The sequence below is a fragment of the Thermococcus atlanticus genome (assembly GCF_054657855.1).
On sequence record NZ_BAAHXX010000001.1, the window covers coordinates 1,289,094 to 1,302,202 of the forward strand.

General features: G+C 51.6%; 15 protein-coding genes. 4 read left to right on the top strand and 11 right to left on the bottom strand.

The features are described from left to right. From ACYQ27_RS06830 to trpY, 9 genes are all read right to left on the bottom strand, one after another. The gene (locus ACYQ27_RS06830; RefSeq protein ID WP_456453973.1) at nucleotides 1-1,863 is read right to left on the bottom strand and encodes a proton-conducting transporter transmembrane domain-containing protein; all 1,863 of its coding nucleotides are present in this window, start codon (nucleotides 1,861-1,863) and stop codon (nucleotides 1-3) included. Beyond that, nucleotides 1,860-3,350 carry a proton-conducting transporter transmembrane domain-containing protein gene (locus tag ACYQ27_RS06835; protein ID WP_456395022.1) on the bottom strand — a complete coding sequence of 497 codons (1,491 nt, stop codon included), beginning with the start codon at nucleotides 3,348-3,350 and terminating at the stop codon, nucleotides 1,860-1,862. Before ACYQ27_RS06835 ends, ACYQ27_RS06830 begins: the two co-directional genes overlap by 4 nt. Next, nucleotides 3,347-3,694 (bottom strand): NADH-quinone oxidoreductase subunit K, encoded by a 348-nt coding sequence (locus tag ACYQ27_RS06840; RefSeq protein WP_456395023.1) that lies wholly within the window; start codon nucleotides 3,692-3,694, stop codon nucleotides 3,347-3,349. The genes ACYQ27_RS06835 and ACYQ27_RS06840 overlap by 4 nt, the downstream gene beginning before the upstream one ends. Next, on the bottom strand, nucleotides 3,691-4,395 hold the full coding sequence (locus ACYQ27_RS06845; protein ID WP_456395036.1) for a Na(+)/H(+) antiporter subunit B: 705 nt from the start codon (nucleotides 4,393-4,395) through the stop codon (nucleotides 3,691-3,693). The genes ACYQ27_RS06840 and ACYQ27_RS06845 overlap by 4 nt, the downstream gene beginning before the upstream one ends. Continuing rightward, nucleotides 4,392-4,679, bottom strand: a complete 288-nt coding sequence (locus ACYQ27_RS06850; RefSeq protein WP_456395024.1) for a DUF4040 domain-containing protein — start codon at nucleotides 4,677-4,679, stop codon at nucleotides 4,392-4,394. The genes ACYQ27_RS06845 and ACYQ27_RS06850 overlap by 4 nt, the downstream gene beginning before the upstream one ends. Next, on the bottom strand, nucleotides 4,676-5,044 hold the full coding sequence (gene mnhG, locus ACYQ27_RS06855; RefSeq protein WP_456395025.1) for a monovalent cation/H(+) antiporter subunit G: 369 nt from the start codon (nucleotides 5,042-5,044) through the stop codon (nucleotides 4,676-4,678). Before mnhG ends, ACYQ27_RS06850 begins: the two co-directional genes overlap by 4 nt. Further along, nucleotides 5,041-5,295, bottom strand: coding sequence for a monovalent cation/H+ antiporter complex subunit F (locus ACYQ27_RS06860; protein WP_456395026.1), 255 nt, complete (start codon nucleotides 5,293-5,295; stop codon nucleotides 5,041-5,043). Before ACYQ27_RS06860 ends, mnhG begins: the two co-directional genes overlap by 4 nt. Beyond that, nucleotides 5,292-5,798: a Na+/H+ antiporter subunit E gene (locus ACYQ27_RS06865; protein WP_456453974.1), complete on the bottom strand. Its 507-nt coding sequence runs from the start codon at nucleotides 5,796-5,798 to the stop codon at nucleotides 5,292-5,294. The genes ACYQ27_RS06860 and ACYQ27_RS06865 overlap by 4 nt, the downstream gene beginning before the upstream one ends. Nucleotides 5,799-6,015: 217 nt before the next feature. Beyond that, the gene (gene trpY / locus ACYQ27_RS06870; protein WP_460041328.1) at nucleotides 6,016-6,516 is read right to left on the bottom strand and encodes a TrpY family transcription regulator; all 501 of its coding nucleotides are present in this window, start codon (nucleotides 6,514-6,516) and stop codon (nucleotides 6,016-6,018) included. Between the two features lie 171 nt (nucleotides 6,517-6,687). Here trpY and ACYQ27_RS06875 point away from each other — a divergent pair, with 171 nt between their 5' ends. The 3 genes from ACYQ27_RS06875 to ACYQ27_RS06885 are packed head-to-tail and all read left to right on the top strand — an operon-like array spanning nucleotide 6,688 to nucleotide 9,272. Continuing rightward, on the top strand, nucleotides 6,688-7,947 hold the full coding sequence (locus ACYQ27_RS06875; protein WP_460041329.1) for a radical SAM protein: 1,260 nt from the start codon (nucleotides 6,688-6,690) through the stop codon (nucleotides 7,945-7,947). Nucleotides 7,948-7,996: 49 nt separating this feature from the next. Then, a complete protein-coding gene (locus ACYQ27_RS06880; protein WP_456452309.1) occupies nucleotides 7,997-8,659 on the top strand; it encodes a hypothetical protein in 663 nt (220 codons plus the stop codon). A 10-nt stretch (nucleotides 8,660-8,669) separates the two neighbouring features. Further along, complete coding sequence (locus tag ACYQ27_RS06885; RefSeq protein ID WP_460041330.1) at nucleotides 8,670-9,272, top strand: hypothetical protein; 603 nt, start codon at nucleotides 8,670-8,672, stop codon at nucleotides 9,270-9,272. Here ACYQ27_RS06885 and wecB read toward each other — a convergent pair. Both wecB and ACYQ27_RS06895 read right to left on the bottom strand, forming a co-directional pair. Further along, nucleotides 9,258-10,391: a non-hydrolyzing UDP-N-acetylglucosamine 2-epimerase gene (gene wecB, locus ACYQ27_RS06890; protein ID WP_460041331.1), complete on the bottom strand. Its 1,134-nt coding sequence runs from the start codon at nucleotides 10,389-10,391 to the stop codon at nucleotides 9,258-9,260. The two genes, ACYQ27_RS06885 and wecB, sit on opposite strands and share 15 nt — an antisense overlap. Next, a complete protein-coding gene (locus ACYQ27_RS06895) occupies nucleotides 10,388-11,674 on the bottom strand; it encodes a UDP-N-acetyl-D-mannosamine dehydrogenase (protein WP_456452312.1) in 1,287 nt (428 codons plus the stop codon). The genes wecB and ACYQ27_RS06895 overlap by 4 nt, the downstream gene beginning before the upstream one ends. Before the next feature lie 296 nt (nucleotides 11,675-11,970). Between ACYQ27_RS06895 and ACYQ27_RS06900 the strand changes: the two genes are divergently transcribed. Then, a complete protein-coding gene (locus ACYQ27_RS06900) occupies nucleotides 11,971-13,095 on the top strand; it encodes a DUF354 domain-containing protein (RefSeq protein WP_456452314.1) in 1,125 nt (374 codons plus the stop codon). The last annotated feature ends 14 nt before the right edge of the window (nucleotides 13,096-13,109 follow it).

Below are 13,109 nucleotides of genomic sequence, written 5' to 3' on the forward strand. Positions count from 1 at the left end.
TCACACCCCCCAAAGTGCAAGGATTATTAGGATTACTGCCAGATACCACGCATAGGCCTGAACATCCCCGTTGTATATGTAGTTCCTCATTGTCTCGGCCAGATCTTCGATCCAGCTGCCTATATCCTGATAGAGCCTGTCAAAGCTCATCCTGAGCCAGAACGCCAGCGTCTCTTTAAGCGGAAGGAAGAAGTTCCTCCTTATCGTCAGGTTGTATTCCATGGTGACCGGGTTGCCTGCCTGATACGTGTCCGTAACCGGAACCCTCCTGACCTTTGCGCCGAGGAAGTATATGATTCCCGCGATGATGATGCCCACGACGAGCCATATCGTGATGAACAGGCCGTTATACCTTCCGAAGCCGAGGTTGAGCTCCCAGATTGTTCCCTGTATGACATCTTTGCCAAATATTCTGTTGAGCTCACCGGCAACTATTCCCGGAGCTATACCAAAGACCACGTTGAGTAAAGCCAGTATTCCCATGGCTATCGCCAGCGGAAGTGGAGCATCCTTTGTATCATCCAGATCCGTTGGTCTCTGGCCGAACCAGACGGCGTAGGTAAATCTTATCAGATAGACGAAGCCTATGGCGCTTCCAAAGAATATCATGCCGCCGAGGATGGGCATGTTCTGGTGTATGACAGCTTCGAATATGAGCCACTTGCTGGTGAATCCCACCAGTGGCGGAATTCCTGCAAGGCTCAGGATTGCAACGAACGCCATCGCAAATGTCACGGGCATCTTCTCGGCAAGTCCCCCCATGTCCTTGAACTCCGTTTTGCCTGTTCTCAGCACTACCGTTGCCACTATGAGGAAGAACAGTCCCTTGAAGAGGGCGTGGCTTATGGCGTGGTAGATTGCTGCCTCAATGCTGAGGGCGGTTCCGACGCCTATGCCCACAAGGATGTAGCCGATCTGGCTTATGCTCGAATACGCGAAGAGTTTCCTTATGTCCTCCTGCAATGCAGCCAGCAAACCTCCGACGATTATTGTGATACCGCCGAGGAAGGCTATCACATAGCCGAATTTTGGAACAGCCCCGATTCTTCCGAATTCATACATGAGCTTCGTTCCGAGGAGGATGTATATTACGAGCATTCCATAAACTCCCGCCTTGCTCAGAACGCCGCTGAACATCGCCGTATAGCTCTGGTTGGTTTCCGAATAGGCATCCGGCGCCCACACATGGAGAGGGAACATCCCGGCCTTCACACCGAATGCTGCAAGGAACAGGCCGAAGATCAGCATCATCTCGTTCCTGCTGAAGATCGTATCTGTCCCGAGCACGCCCCTCATTGCATCCTGATAGAACGCCTGCTGAACTGAGCTGAAGTCAAGCGCCCCGACCTTCGCATATATAAGGCCTATTGCAATGAGCATCGCATATGCCCCGAAGACGCTCAGCAGGAAGTACTTAAGCGAGGCTTTTCTGCTGTGTTTGAGAACCATCATGAATGAGGCAAACGTCATTACCTCCCAGAAGATGAAGAAGCTCATCAGGTCGTCCGCCAGGAAAACCCCGTAGACTCCGGTAAGGCTCATCAGGGCAAAGAGCCATTCATAGCCGTCCTTTGCAGTGGAAACCATTCCGAGCACTGCTGCAAACCCCACAACCCCCGCAATCATGGCAAATATCCAGCTCAGATGGTAGAGCATGAATTCAAGCCTGAATCCGGCGAGCACAACAGAATACTGTATGCTCGGCTGCGAGCTCAGCGTCTGGTGTGCCTGAATGAGGTATGCCAATGGTATCGCGGCACCTACAACACTGACCGCTTCCCTTATTCCCTTTACATCAACGAGCCATGCCAGCACTCCGGCCAGCAGAGGGGCAAAGATTATTATCATCAATTCGCTGATCATGGACTCACCCCCGGTAAGAGCGGAACGTTCTTAATGTACTGAGCCACATTGTAGAGATCCGCGGAGGCCTTCTGAGCGATGCTCCATGCTGCACTCGGATAGACCCCTATAACAATCACCAGCGCGACCAGAAGGAGCATTATAACCCCGAATACTGCGTTCTCCCGTATCCTTCCGCCCTCCCCTTCTTCAAACCACATCGTGTGTATGAGCCTTATGTAATAAACCGCTTCAACCAGGCTTGCACCGAGGATCAGGGCAATTACTCCAGTCTTTCCTGCAGCCAGTGCCGCCAGAATCAGCTTCATCTTGCTCCAGAAGACGTTGAATAACGGGATTCCTATGATGCTTATTGCCCCGACGGTTATCGAAAATGCCGTGAGGGGCATCCTCTTCCCAAGCCCCCTGAAATCCTCAAGGCTAACCCCGCCGAGCTCAACGGCAACATAGCCTGCGGCGAGGAACATAAGAGCCTTAACTATCGCATGGTTCACCATGTGGAAGACCGCTGCATTTACGCCAGCCTGAGTCCCAAGCGCAAAGCCCACGGCAATGAAGCCCACCTGGGCTATGCTTGAGTATGCAAACATCCTCTTGACATTGGTCTGCCTCAGGGCCGAAAGCTCGCCGATGACCACAGTCAGGGTTCCGAGAATCAGGACAAGCCTGAGTATTCCCGCAAATGCAGGGGTGTCCTTGAAGAGGTACATTATTCTGATCATGGCATAGAGGCCCGCTTTAACAACAAATGCCGAGAACATGGTTGTAACAGGGTGGGGTGCCGCCTGATAGGCATCAGGTGCCCATGCATTGAGCGGGAAGAGCTCTGCCTCAACCGCCAGACCAAAGACGAGCATTGCCAGCGCTGCCTGAACCACCGTTGGGTTCATTCCTGAGGCCAGCAGGCCTATCTGCGCAAGGTTGAGTGTTCCCAAGCTTCCATAAAGGAGGGCTATGCCGACGAGGAAGAAGCTGGAACCGATCCCCCCGAGGATTATGTATTTCATGGCGGCCTCGCTGGCCTCTCCGGTCTTATTGTAAGCTGTTAAAGCGTATGCACTTATTGCTGTGATTTCCATGAAGACGAAGAGATTGAAGATGTCCCCTGTTGAAATCATTCCCGTTGCCCCGAGCATGAGCAGGAGGAAGAGCATCGCATACTTATCCTTTGGTTCAACGGTTATGGCTTTCGCACTGAACGCCGCCATGAAGAGGCTCACTAGGGCTATGATGAGCGCAAACAGCGCAGCGAAGTGCCCTATGTAAAGGTTTATGCCAACGGGCGGCCTGAATCCACCGGCCATTATGATTATGGGCTTTCCTGTGGTGTATACCTCATTGAAAACCCATGCGGCTATTCCCGTCTGGACAGCGGTTATGAGCACGAGGAAGGGCATCACGGCCCCTTTGCTGAGCCGCTTAACAACAGGGACAAAGAACGCGCTTATGAGCGGTAAGGCTATGAGGAGTGCAGCATACTGGCTCATCCTCTCAACCTCCTCAACTCTTCTACATTAAGAGTTTTGTAGGTCTCATACAGGTTGATGGCAACTGTCAGTGCCAGAGCCGTTGTGGCGACTCCTATAACGATTGCCGTGAGAACCAGAGCCTGGGGAATCGGGTCGACGGCCTTATTCGGTCCTATTCCCTCGCTCAGGATAGGGGCGCTTCTTCCGGCGATGTATCCTATGCTTATCAGCAGCAGGTTGACGCCGGTCTCCATTATGCTGAGTCCCACGAGAATTTTCAGGAGGTTTCTTTTGACGAGTACTGCGTATAGTCCTATCAATATTAACGATATTGCCCCAAAGTAATAGACGCTGATGTTCATTCTCCTCCCTCCTTAACCATGCTATCAACTATTCCGCTGAGCTCGGTCCCGACCTTTATGCCGATTATCGTGTAAATCACCGGAATGAAGCCAGCGCTGAACAGCCTTCCTATGTTACTGTGGCCCCACCCCCAGCTCTGCCATATCCAGTCAAAGAGGAAGTAACCACCAACTGCGAGGCCCACGAGGCCCACCGCAACGTAGCCCATGCCTGCGAGACCTTCCGTGATTTCAAAGCCCCTGTGCGGGATTTCGTATGTCGAAAAGGCCAGATACAGCATGAGGAAGGCCGTTGCTATCGTGGCACCGCCGGGGAAACCGCCACCCGGTGTCAGATGACCGTGGATGAAGATGTATGCACCGAAGAGGACTATAAACGGGAAGAGCAGCCGGCTGCCGGTTGTGAGAACAACGCTGCCCTCTGTCTTTGCCGTCCTCTCCCTCTTCCTCCTCCACAGCAGGGCTGCAACACCGGTTGATGCTATGAAGAGCACCGTAACCTCACCGAGCGTATCAAAGCCTCTGTAATTAACCACAACGGCGGTAACAGCGTTAACGGCACCTGTCTGGGCTTTAACATGATCAAGGTAGTACTGGCCAACGAGCATCTTGTCTGCCCCGAAGGGGACGTTTGCCAGTGCCGAGGCCATCCAGTAGCCAATTATGAGGAGCGTGAGTATTGCAATGGCTCTTTTCATCACCATCTTATCCACCACCCGGGCCTTTCCTCCTCTTCAGTTTCGTACCGCTGGGTTCTCTTAATGGCGAAGATGAAAACCGCGGCACTCATGGCGGCACCTATAGCCGCTTCAGTCATGGCGACATCCGGAGCCTGCAGGAAGAAGAACAGTATTGACGCCACCAGGCTAACCGCCGCCATTCCCACAACCGCCGCCAGCAGATCCTTCCATTCCACCGCAAAGACCGCTGCAAGAATCATGACGAATACCATGATGTATTCAATGCACTGAACACAGCTCGTCATTCCTCTCCCTCCTCCCTGCTTTCTTCCAGAGCTTCCCTGTATCTGTCGACAACGCTTCCCTCCCACAGGGGTATGCCGCTCTTATATGCTCCCCTGATGAGGGCGTGGGCGCTTATTGGATTCGTCAGGAGAAGGAAAACCGCAATCACGAGGGTCTTTGTAATCCAGCCCCAGTGGAGGCCTTCTCCAACCGCCCAGACCCCTGTTCCTATGATGACTCCCAGCGAGCCCAGAGTGGCGCTCTTTGTTGCCGTCTGCATCCTGTTATAAACGTCAGGCATCCTGATCAGGCCCAGTGCCGAGAGGAAATAGAAGAACACCCCAAAGAGCACCAGAAGCTCTCCAAGTGCCGATACTGCGTTCATATTCCTCCCTCCAGATACCTTGCAAATGCTATCACTCCCAAGAATGCCAGAACCGCATACACCAAGGCCACATCGAGGAATATCATCCTTCTGTAAAGCAGGGCGAAGAGCACCATCAGGCCGGTTGTTATTGTCGTCATGATATCAACCGCCACCAGCCTGTCGACGGTGGTTGGTCCCCTGAAAACCCTGTAGAGACTGAGGAGTGTTGCTATAGCTATAAGAGCGAGATAAACGTTGATGCCCATCATCCGAAGATCACCTTCAGGAATTTTTCAAACGGTCTTGTTATGTTCTCGGATGCCCCTTCAATGCTTGCATCCTTAACATCAATCCAGTGGATGAAATATCTGTCACCGATGACGTCGAGCGTGATCGTTCCCGGCGTCAGTGTGATTGAATTTGCCAGGCTGAGTTTGCCAACATCACTGCTGAGAACGGTTTTGCATTCCACGATTCCGGGATTTATAGGTCTTTTGGGATGCAGAACCCTGTAGGCCACGTCCAGATTGGCCATTATCATTGCCCACAGAAAGTAGGGAATGTATGCTGCTGCGTAGGCGATTCTCCTGGGATGCAGATTTGCCAGACCTCTGCTCGTAAAAAGGTCATACGTGAATGCTGCAACTATCAGGGATAATATAAATCCGATTTCCAGCTCCTGAGCATCAAGGCTGCTCGTCAGAAACAGCCAGATAATAAACAGCACGATAACCGTGTACAGGTACCTGCTTATCTTGCCGGCTTCTCCCATTTATCAACCCTCCAGCGTTTAGAGCGAATTTTTTTAGGCTGAGCGAAGCTAATCTTTGGTTGTAAATAAATGTTTATAAACTTTATTAGCTAAGAACAAAGGTTTAAAACTTTTGGTTAAAACATAGGCAGCATTTATGTCCTTTAATGCCAAAAAGAGTCCCTCACAGTGCAGGGATGGGTTCAGACCGCAGGGCAAGTAAGGTATAAAGAAAAATTCAGTAGATTGAGATTCTCTTGACACCTTCAAGCTTTGAGAGCTCGTTTATCAGCTCCCCCGGAATAGGCCTCTCGGTTATTATCGTCAGCGTTGCCTCCGGATAGAGCTCCGGATCCTCAGCAACGACCTGAACTATGTTTATTCCTCTATCGGCTATTTTCGTGGCGATTTTTGCGAGTATTCCTATGGCCCTCGGCTCGGGCTCGATTTCGATTACCCCGTAGCCCACGTGCCTGCCAACGAACTTCATGTGCACGGTGGGTTCAAGGTTGGTGTATATCTCTTTCAGCTCGGGCACCTTCAGTATCATTGCAACGGTCTCTTTGACGACCCTCCTGTCGACATCGAGGGCCTTGGCTATCTTGGTGTACGGAACCTCTATGTTGCAGGCTTTGATCTTCATATCATCGGAAACCCTGAGACCGTACTTAAGGAGAGTCTTTGCTATCTGCTTCCTTACGGGATATTCATCAAAGTAATGCTCAATTTCCCCCCACATAGTATCACCCTGTACCATATCAGTCCAGCATTAGACTATTGCATTCACTAATATTAAAATGTTTCCATGTAGCCATGCATGCTGTTAGATAATTGGGGTGTGTCCGGCAATTGTATCCCCTTATTATAAATTTTGCCGAAGCCTTTTAAAAGCCCATGAGGAGCAACGACCATGATTGGAGTGAAACTTCCGCACGCAGAGTTCCATGACTTGGGCGAGAAGGTCAGGCTGGTGTGGCGGGAAACGCTTTATGCTGATTTTGAGAAAAAAGACTTAATCAGAGCCATAAAACGGAAGTATCACGTTTCCCCCGAGATAACCGTCAGAAACGGCATGCTTCTCATAAGCACTGATTTCAGGGATGTGGAGAAATATCTGGCAATTTTCATTCAGAACAGCCTCGGTGCCCTTCTCAGGAACCGATACACAGGGCGGGAGGTTGTATACATCCATGAAGGAATGGACGTTCCCCTCCTCGGATACAACGCCTTTGGTTTAATTGATCGGGGGACAAACCTCATCCAGGTGAGGGGCGTAAGCGGCTGCAATTTAAGCTGCGTCTTCTGCTCCGTCGATGAGGGACCCTATTCAAGAACGAGGATGCGCGATTTCGTTGTGGATATAGACTACCTGATGAGGTGGTTCGATGAGGTTGCGAGGATAAAGGGGAAAGGCCTTGAGGCCCACCTCGATGGTCAGGGCGAACCGCTCCTCTATCCGTTCCGCGTTGAACTTGTGCAGGCTTTGAGGGAGCATCCCAACGTCTCGGTAATCTCCATGCAGAGCAACGGCACTCTGCTCAACGATAAGCTCGTCGAAGAGCTTGCCGAGGCTGGCCTGGACAGGGTGAACCTATCCATCCACTCCCTCGACCCTGAAAAGGCGAAGATGCTCATGGGGATGAAAAACTATGACCTCCAGCATGTCCTTGAGATGGCAGAAGCTTTGGTTAATGCGGGAATAGACGTCCTCCTTGCCCCCGTTATAATCTTTGGAGTGAATGATGATGAGGCCGAGGCATTCATAGAGTTTGCAAGGAAGATAGGCGCCGGCAGGAGGTGGCCAGCTCTGGGCTTCCAGAACTACATCCCCTACAGGTTCGGGAGAAACCCCACGATAGCCAAGCTCGTTCCGTTTAAGGAATTCTATGCCTGGCTCAGGAGGCTTGAAGAGAAGACAGGAATGAGACCACTCGTCCTGAAGCCGAGGCACTTCGGGATGGAAAAGCGTGAATTCATTCCTTTGGCCTTCCGCCCGGGTGAAATCGTCAGAGCGGAGGTCGTTCTCCCTGGTAGGATAAAGGGTGAGATGCTCGCTAAGGCAAGGAACAGGCTCATAGAGGTCATAAACACCGACGCTGATGTGGGTGATAGGGTGAGGGTGCGGATAGTCAGGACGAGGCATGGAATTTACATCGGTACTGTGGTTTAACACAATAACTTTTTAAAGTAATATGCCAAATCAATATTCGGTGAGGTGAATGAGACGCATCTTCGTTGTTCTTGGTGTCGCGGCACTCACTGTGCTCTTCATCCTTGGCATTGCCACTGCAAGCGAGTCATATATTCTCTCGGAATATTCTGGAGCATTTCAGCATGGAGGTGCGATGATAGTTGACAAAAACTACGGCTGGAAGAGCGCTCCCCAGAATCCGAACGTGGTTTACATAGCCGTTTGGGTTCCCGAGCCATACAGGAACTATATCGAGAGAGCTCTGGTGAGGGTCACGGAAAAGCATGGCCTGAAGGCGGTCGTTGATATGGACATATCCAGGGATGACCTGAAGGGCAGGGTTGTCCTCGTGTATATCCCCTCTATTGGGGCAGGATACAGAGTGCTCTATACGGAGAGGGAGGTATCAGGGATACTCTACTACTCCTACGCCGGCGATGCAAAGTCGGCCATTGGTGTCATAAACAACGGCACGAAGTGGTCGGTGGATGAAATAGACAAAACAGCCAGGAGATTCTATCAGGCCAGCATAAGAAGGATGATTGGGCTTAAAATAGCCAATCAGACGTGTGGAGTGGCCTACTGGTGGAACCTCAGGGCAAAGGTCGGGAAGCTGAGCAGCGGGAACCCGTATGAAATGATTGCAGATGAAATTGCCTCCCAGCTTGACCAATTCCTTAAAAGTGCCTGAGGTGCTGAACGTGAAGCGGGTTGCTGCCTTCCTTTTGGTTCTTGTCCTCGCTGCTCTCGTATTCTACTTTGGCAGCTTCACACTCGCCAAATCGGAAACCCGTATGAGTGCTCAAACTGGAGGCGTGAGAAACGCCAATGCTACATTCAACGAGGGCTTCTGCATCTATCCGGATTCCCCTTTCGGAAAAATGGTGGCTGCCGAGCTGAAAACCATGGGGCATAAAGTTCTAACCCTCTCTGCCCCTGTTAAGTGCGATGGTCAATTCCTGGCTGTCTGGATTGAGTGGTTCAACATCAGCTATTCTCCCATAACCGCAAGGGGACATGTAAGGGTAATTGCCGTTTATTCAAGCGCCGGTGATCCGGCCCACTATCTGAGTTACAGGAACGCCACGGATAAGGGGAGAGCCCTAATAGCCTTTAACAGAACCGGCATACCTCAGTTTCAGGCATACATCCTCGCGGATATCTCAGATGAATCATGGGGACTCATCGGTCTCAGGGGATACAGAGATTACCTCTTGAGGCAGGCGGCAAAGGCCATAGCAGCCCGGGCAGGACGCTTTGAACTGGAGGAAAAAACGCAGAAGGCCGCACTAAATAAATCTTGAGCTCCTGACCCTAAGCTCCTCCTTTTCGTGAAGCTCCAGCAGTATTTCCGCTATCCGCTCCCCGGCCTTCCCGTCACCGAAGGGATTAGGTGCGTTTGCCATCTTCGTGTAAAACTCCTCATCTCCAATGAGCTTCGTCAGGTATCCAATTGCCCTCTCCTTCTCCAGCCCCACCAGGATGTTGCCACCGGCTTTAACCGTCTCGGGCCTCTCGGTGTTGTAGCGGAGGGTGAGGCAGGGCACATTGAGGATTATGCTCTCCTCCTGTATCCCCCCGGAGTCCGTCATTATTGCGAATGCATTTCTCTCCAGCCTGAGGAAGTCGAGGTAGCCGAGGGGCTTGGTGATTGTCAGGTTCTCGATCGAGCTTATACCCTCCCAGAGGCCGAACTCCTTAAGCCTGTTCCTCGTCTGCGGGTGCATGGGGTAGATTGCCTTCATCGGAAGGGCCTCAAGCATCTCAACGAGCTTCATCAGCTTTTCCCTGCTGTCCGTGTTTTCCGCCCTGTGGGCGGTTATGAGGATGTAGCCCTTCGGCTTAAGGTCGAACCTCTCAAGGACGTCGCTTTTCCTTTCAGCTATCTCAGAGTTCTGGAGGACGGCATCAACCACAGTGTTGCCCACGACGTAAACGTTCTCGGTTATTCCCTCCCTCTCAAGGTTCTTCCTCGCCTCCTCCGTTGGAGCAAAGAGAACCTCGCTCGCATGGTCGGCCAAGATTCTGTTTATCTCCTCCGGCATCGTCCTGTCGAAGCTCCTTAAGCCGGCCTCAACGTGGGCGACGGGTATCTTCAGCTTGACGGCCGCCAGGGCACCGGCTAAAACGGTGTTGGTATCACCCTGAACCAGCACCACATCCGGTTTTTCGTTCATCAGAACCCGTTCAATCTTTATCATTGCCTTTCCGGTCTGCTCCGCCTGCGTTCCCGAGCCGACCTCAAGATGGTGGTCGATTCCGTCGAGCTCAAGCTCCTCCAGAAAAACCCTGCTCATCTCATAGTCATAGTGCTGTCCTGTGTGGATGAGGAGCGGTTTAACATCCCTCTCCTCGAACGCCCTTATAACAGGCGAGAGCTTTATTATTTCCGGCCTCGTTCCGAAGACGAAGGCTGGCTTCAATACTCGCCCCTCCCTATGCCCCTGAATACGAATCCCTTTGGAGGCTCTTCAATCAGATGCCTGCCGTCTATGAGAATCCTGCTCCTCATAAGCTTTCCCAGCTCCTCCCAGTTCAGGATCCTGAACTCAGCGTGGTCTGTGGCTATAACGGCCGCATCCGCTCCCCTCAGAACATCCTCTATGCTTCCATGACTGCCTTTCACATACGGGTCGTAGGAACGCACCTCGGCGACATCATCCCTCACGGCCTCAATGAACGCATGGGCGGGTGAATTCCTTGTGTCGTCCGAGTTCCCCTTATACGCCAGACCGAGTACCGCCACAACAGCCTCTTCAGGAGGGAGATTTATGGTCTTCAGAGCATCGAAGAGCAGGTCCTTTGCCATAAGGGGCATATCCTCATTGATTTCCCTCGCTTTCTGAATCAATCCGAAGTCCTCTCCGGCCGAACTCAGCAGCAGATAGGGGTCCTTTGGCAGGCAGTGGCCTCCGACGCCTATTCCCGGTGTGTGAATTCTGACACGCGGATGGGTGTTTGCAAGCTCGATTGCCCTGAAGACGTTGATTCCGTACTGATGCGCCAGAAAGGCAAACTCATTGGCGAGGGCTATGTTAACATCGCGGAAGGTGTTCTCCATGAGCTTTACCATTTCGCTCGTGGTTGAGTTTGTCCTGAATATCTGCCCCCTGACGAAGGAGCGGTAGAGGATCTCGGCAAGTTCAGCGCTCTCAGGAGTTATTCCACCAAGAATACGGGAGTTATAAACAAGCTCCTTAAATATTCTGCCCGGCATGACCCGTTCGGGGGCGTGAACCATGTGGAAGTCTCTCCCGGCCTTAAGACCGCTCACCCTTTCAATAAGCTCCGCCATCCTCACGGTTGTCATGGGGGGAACAGTGCTCTCTATGATCACGAGTGATCCCTTCTTCATGACCCCCGCGACGGTTCTGACTGCGTCCTCAAGATACTCAAGGTTCGGCTTCCTGTCATCCTTCAGGGGGGTCTGGACGCAGATTATGTATATATCCCTATCCCTGATGTCCTCGGGGTTTGAGGTGGCCCTCAGCTTTCCGCTTTTCACCACATTCTTCAGGAGGTGGTCAATTTCAGGCTCAACTATGTGTGAGTTTCCGCTGTTTATTTTTGTGACAACATCCTCTCTTATTTCATATCCCACCACATTAAACCCCGCATCGGCAAGCATTATGGCGGTGGGAAGACCGATGTATCCCAGTCCAATCACCGCAATCCCGGCCTTTCTGCTTTCTATTCTCTCCCTCATGCACATCACCTAACCGATAGAATGCAAAACTCAAATTTAAGGGTTTCCGGGAAACCATTTCAGAACGCGGATGGTAACACTTTCCGGCCGTGCCTCAATGCATAGGCAGGACCCCACGTTTAAAGGTGCCAGTCTCTCATAAAAATCACGTTAGGCCCGCCAATCATCAATTGAAAGCATCATAAACGTTTAAACATTGAATGCAATAGAGGTAAAAGGCGAAAAATAAAGCTCCACAATCGTTTTAAGGAAAGCCTTTTATTGTCCAAAAGTGTTCAGTATAATGGTGTGTAGGAATGAAGATATGGATAGATATCACAAATTCACCCCATGCTCACTTCTTCAAGGGTCTAATCAGAGAGCTTGAAAAAAGCGGCCATGAGGTTCTGATTACAGCGAGAGAGTTCGACGGCCTCACCGAAATAATGGATATGCTCGGGATGAGATATTACGTCATCGGAAAGCACGGAGGGGCCACACTTGAGGGCAAGCTCATCGCAAGCGCTGAGAGAGGATACAAGCTTGCCAAGCTTATAATCGAGGAAAAACCCGACCTTGCGATATACAAGCACTCGGCGGAGGCCCCGAGAATAGCTTTTGGCCTGCAGATTCCGTCGATAGGCTTCGTAGATAACGAAACCGCCGTAGGCCAGAACAAGCTGATCCTGCCGTATACAAGCCTCCTCATATACCCGAAGGCCATCGATGCGTATGAGCTTCTGAGGAGCGGTGCGGATGCAAACGGCATGAGGCCTATCAACGGCTTTGCTGAGCTCGCCCACCTCTACGGTTTCATCCCCGACCGAAGGGTTCTGAAGGAGCTCGGGCTCAGAGAATACGGCTACATCGTTATGAGAACCGAACCCATAAAGGCCAACTACTTCAATGGGGATTCCGAGAGAAGCGTTCTGGAGAATGTAATACCACTCCTCCCGGATGTGCCCGTAGTCCTCTTCCCGAGGACGGAAGGTCAGAGAAAACGCTTTGAGCACTTTGACAACGTAATCATGCCGGAGCATGCTGTGGACAGTCTGAGCCTCCTGTACTACGCAAAGCTAATGATAGGCGCCGGCGGAACCATGAACAGGGAAGCCATAGCCCTTGGAACGCCGACGATCTCCACATACCCCGGAAAGCTCCTGGCTGTTACGAAATGGCTCGTGGAGCTGGGGGTGGAGTTCCACTCAAACAATCCCAAGGAAGTCGCAGAGCATGCCGTTGAACTGATGGAGAGAAACGGCGTCTACAGAAACCACATCCGGACTGTGATCTCGGCTATGGAAAACCCGATAGACGTAATATTGAGGGAAATTGAAACATACGATGAGATTGGAGCCTTCGAAGTTGAAAAGTCACTTAATGCCGGCAAGCTCTGGGGTTATGCTGATCTCAACGATGGCGGCGACAAAAAGAGAAAGTGAAAGTGTTAGAAGGA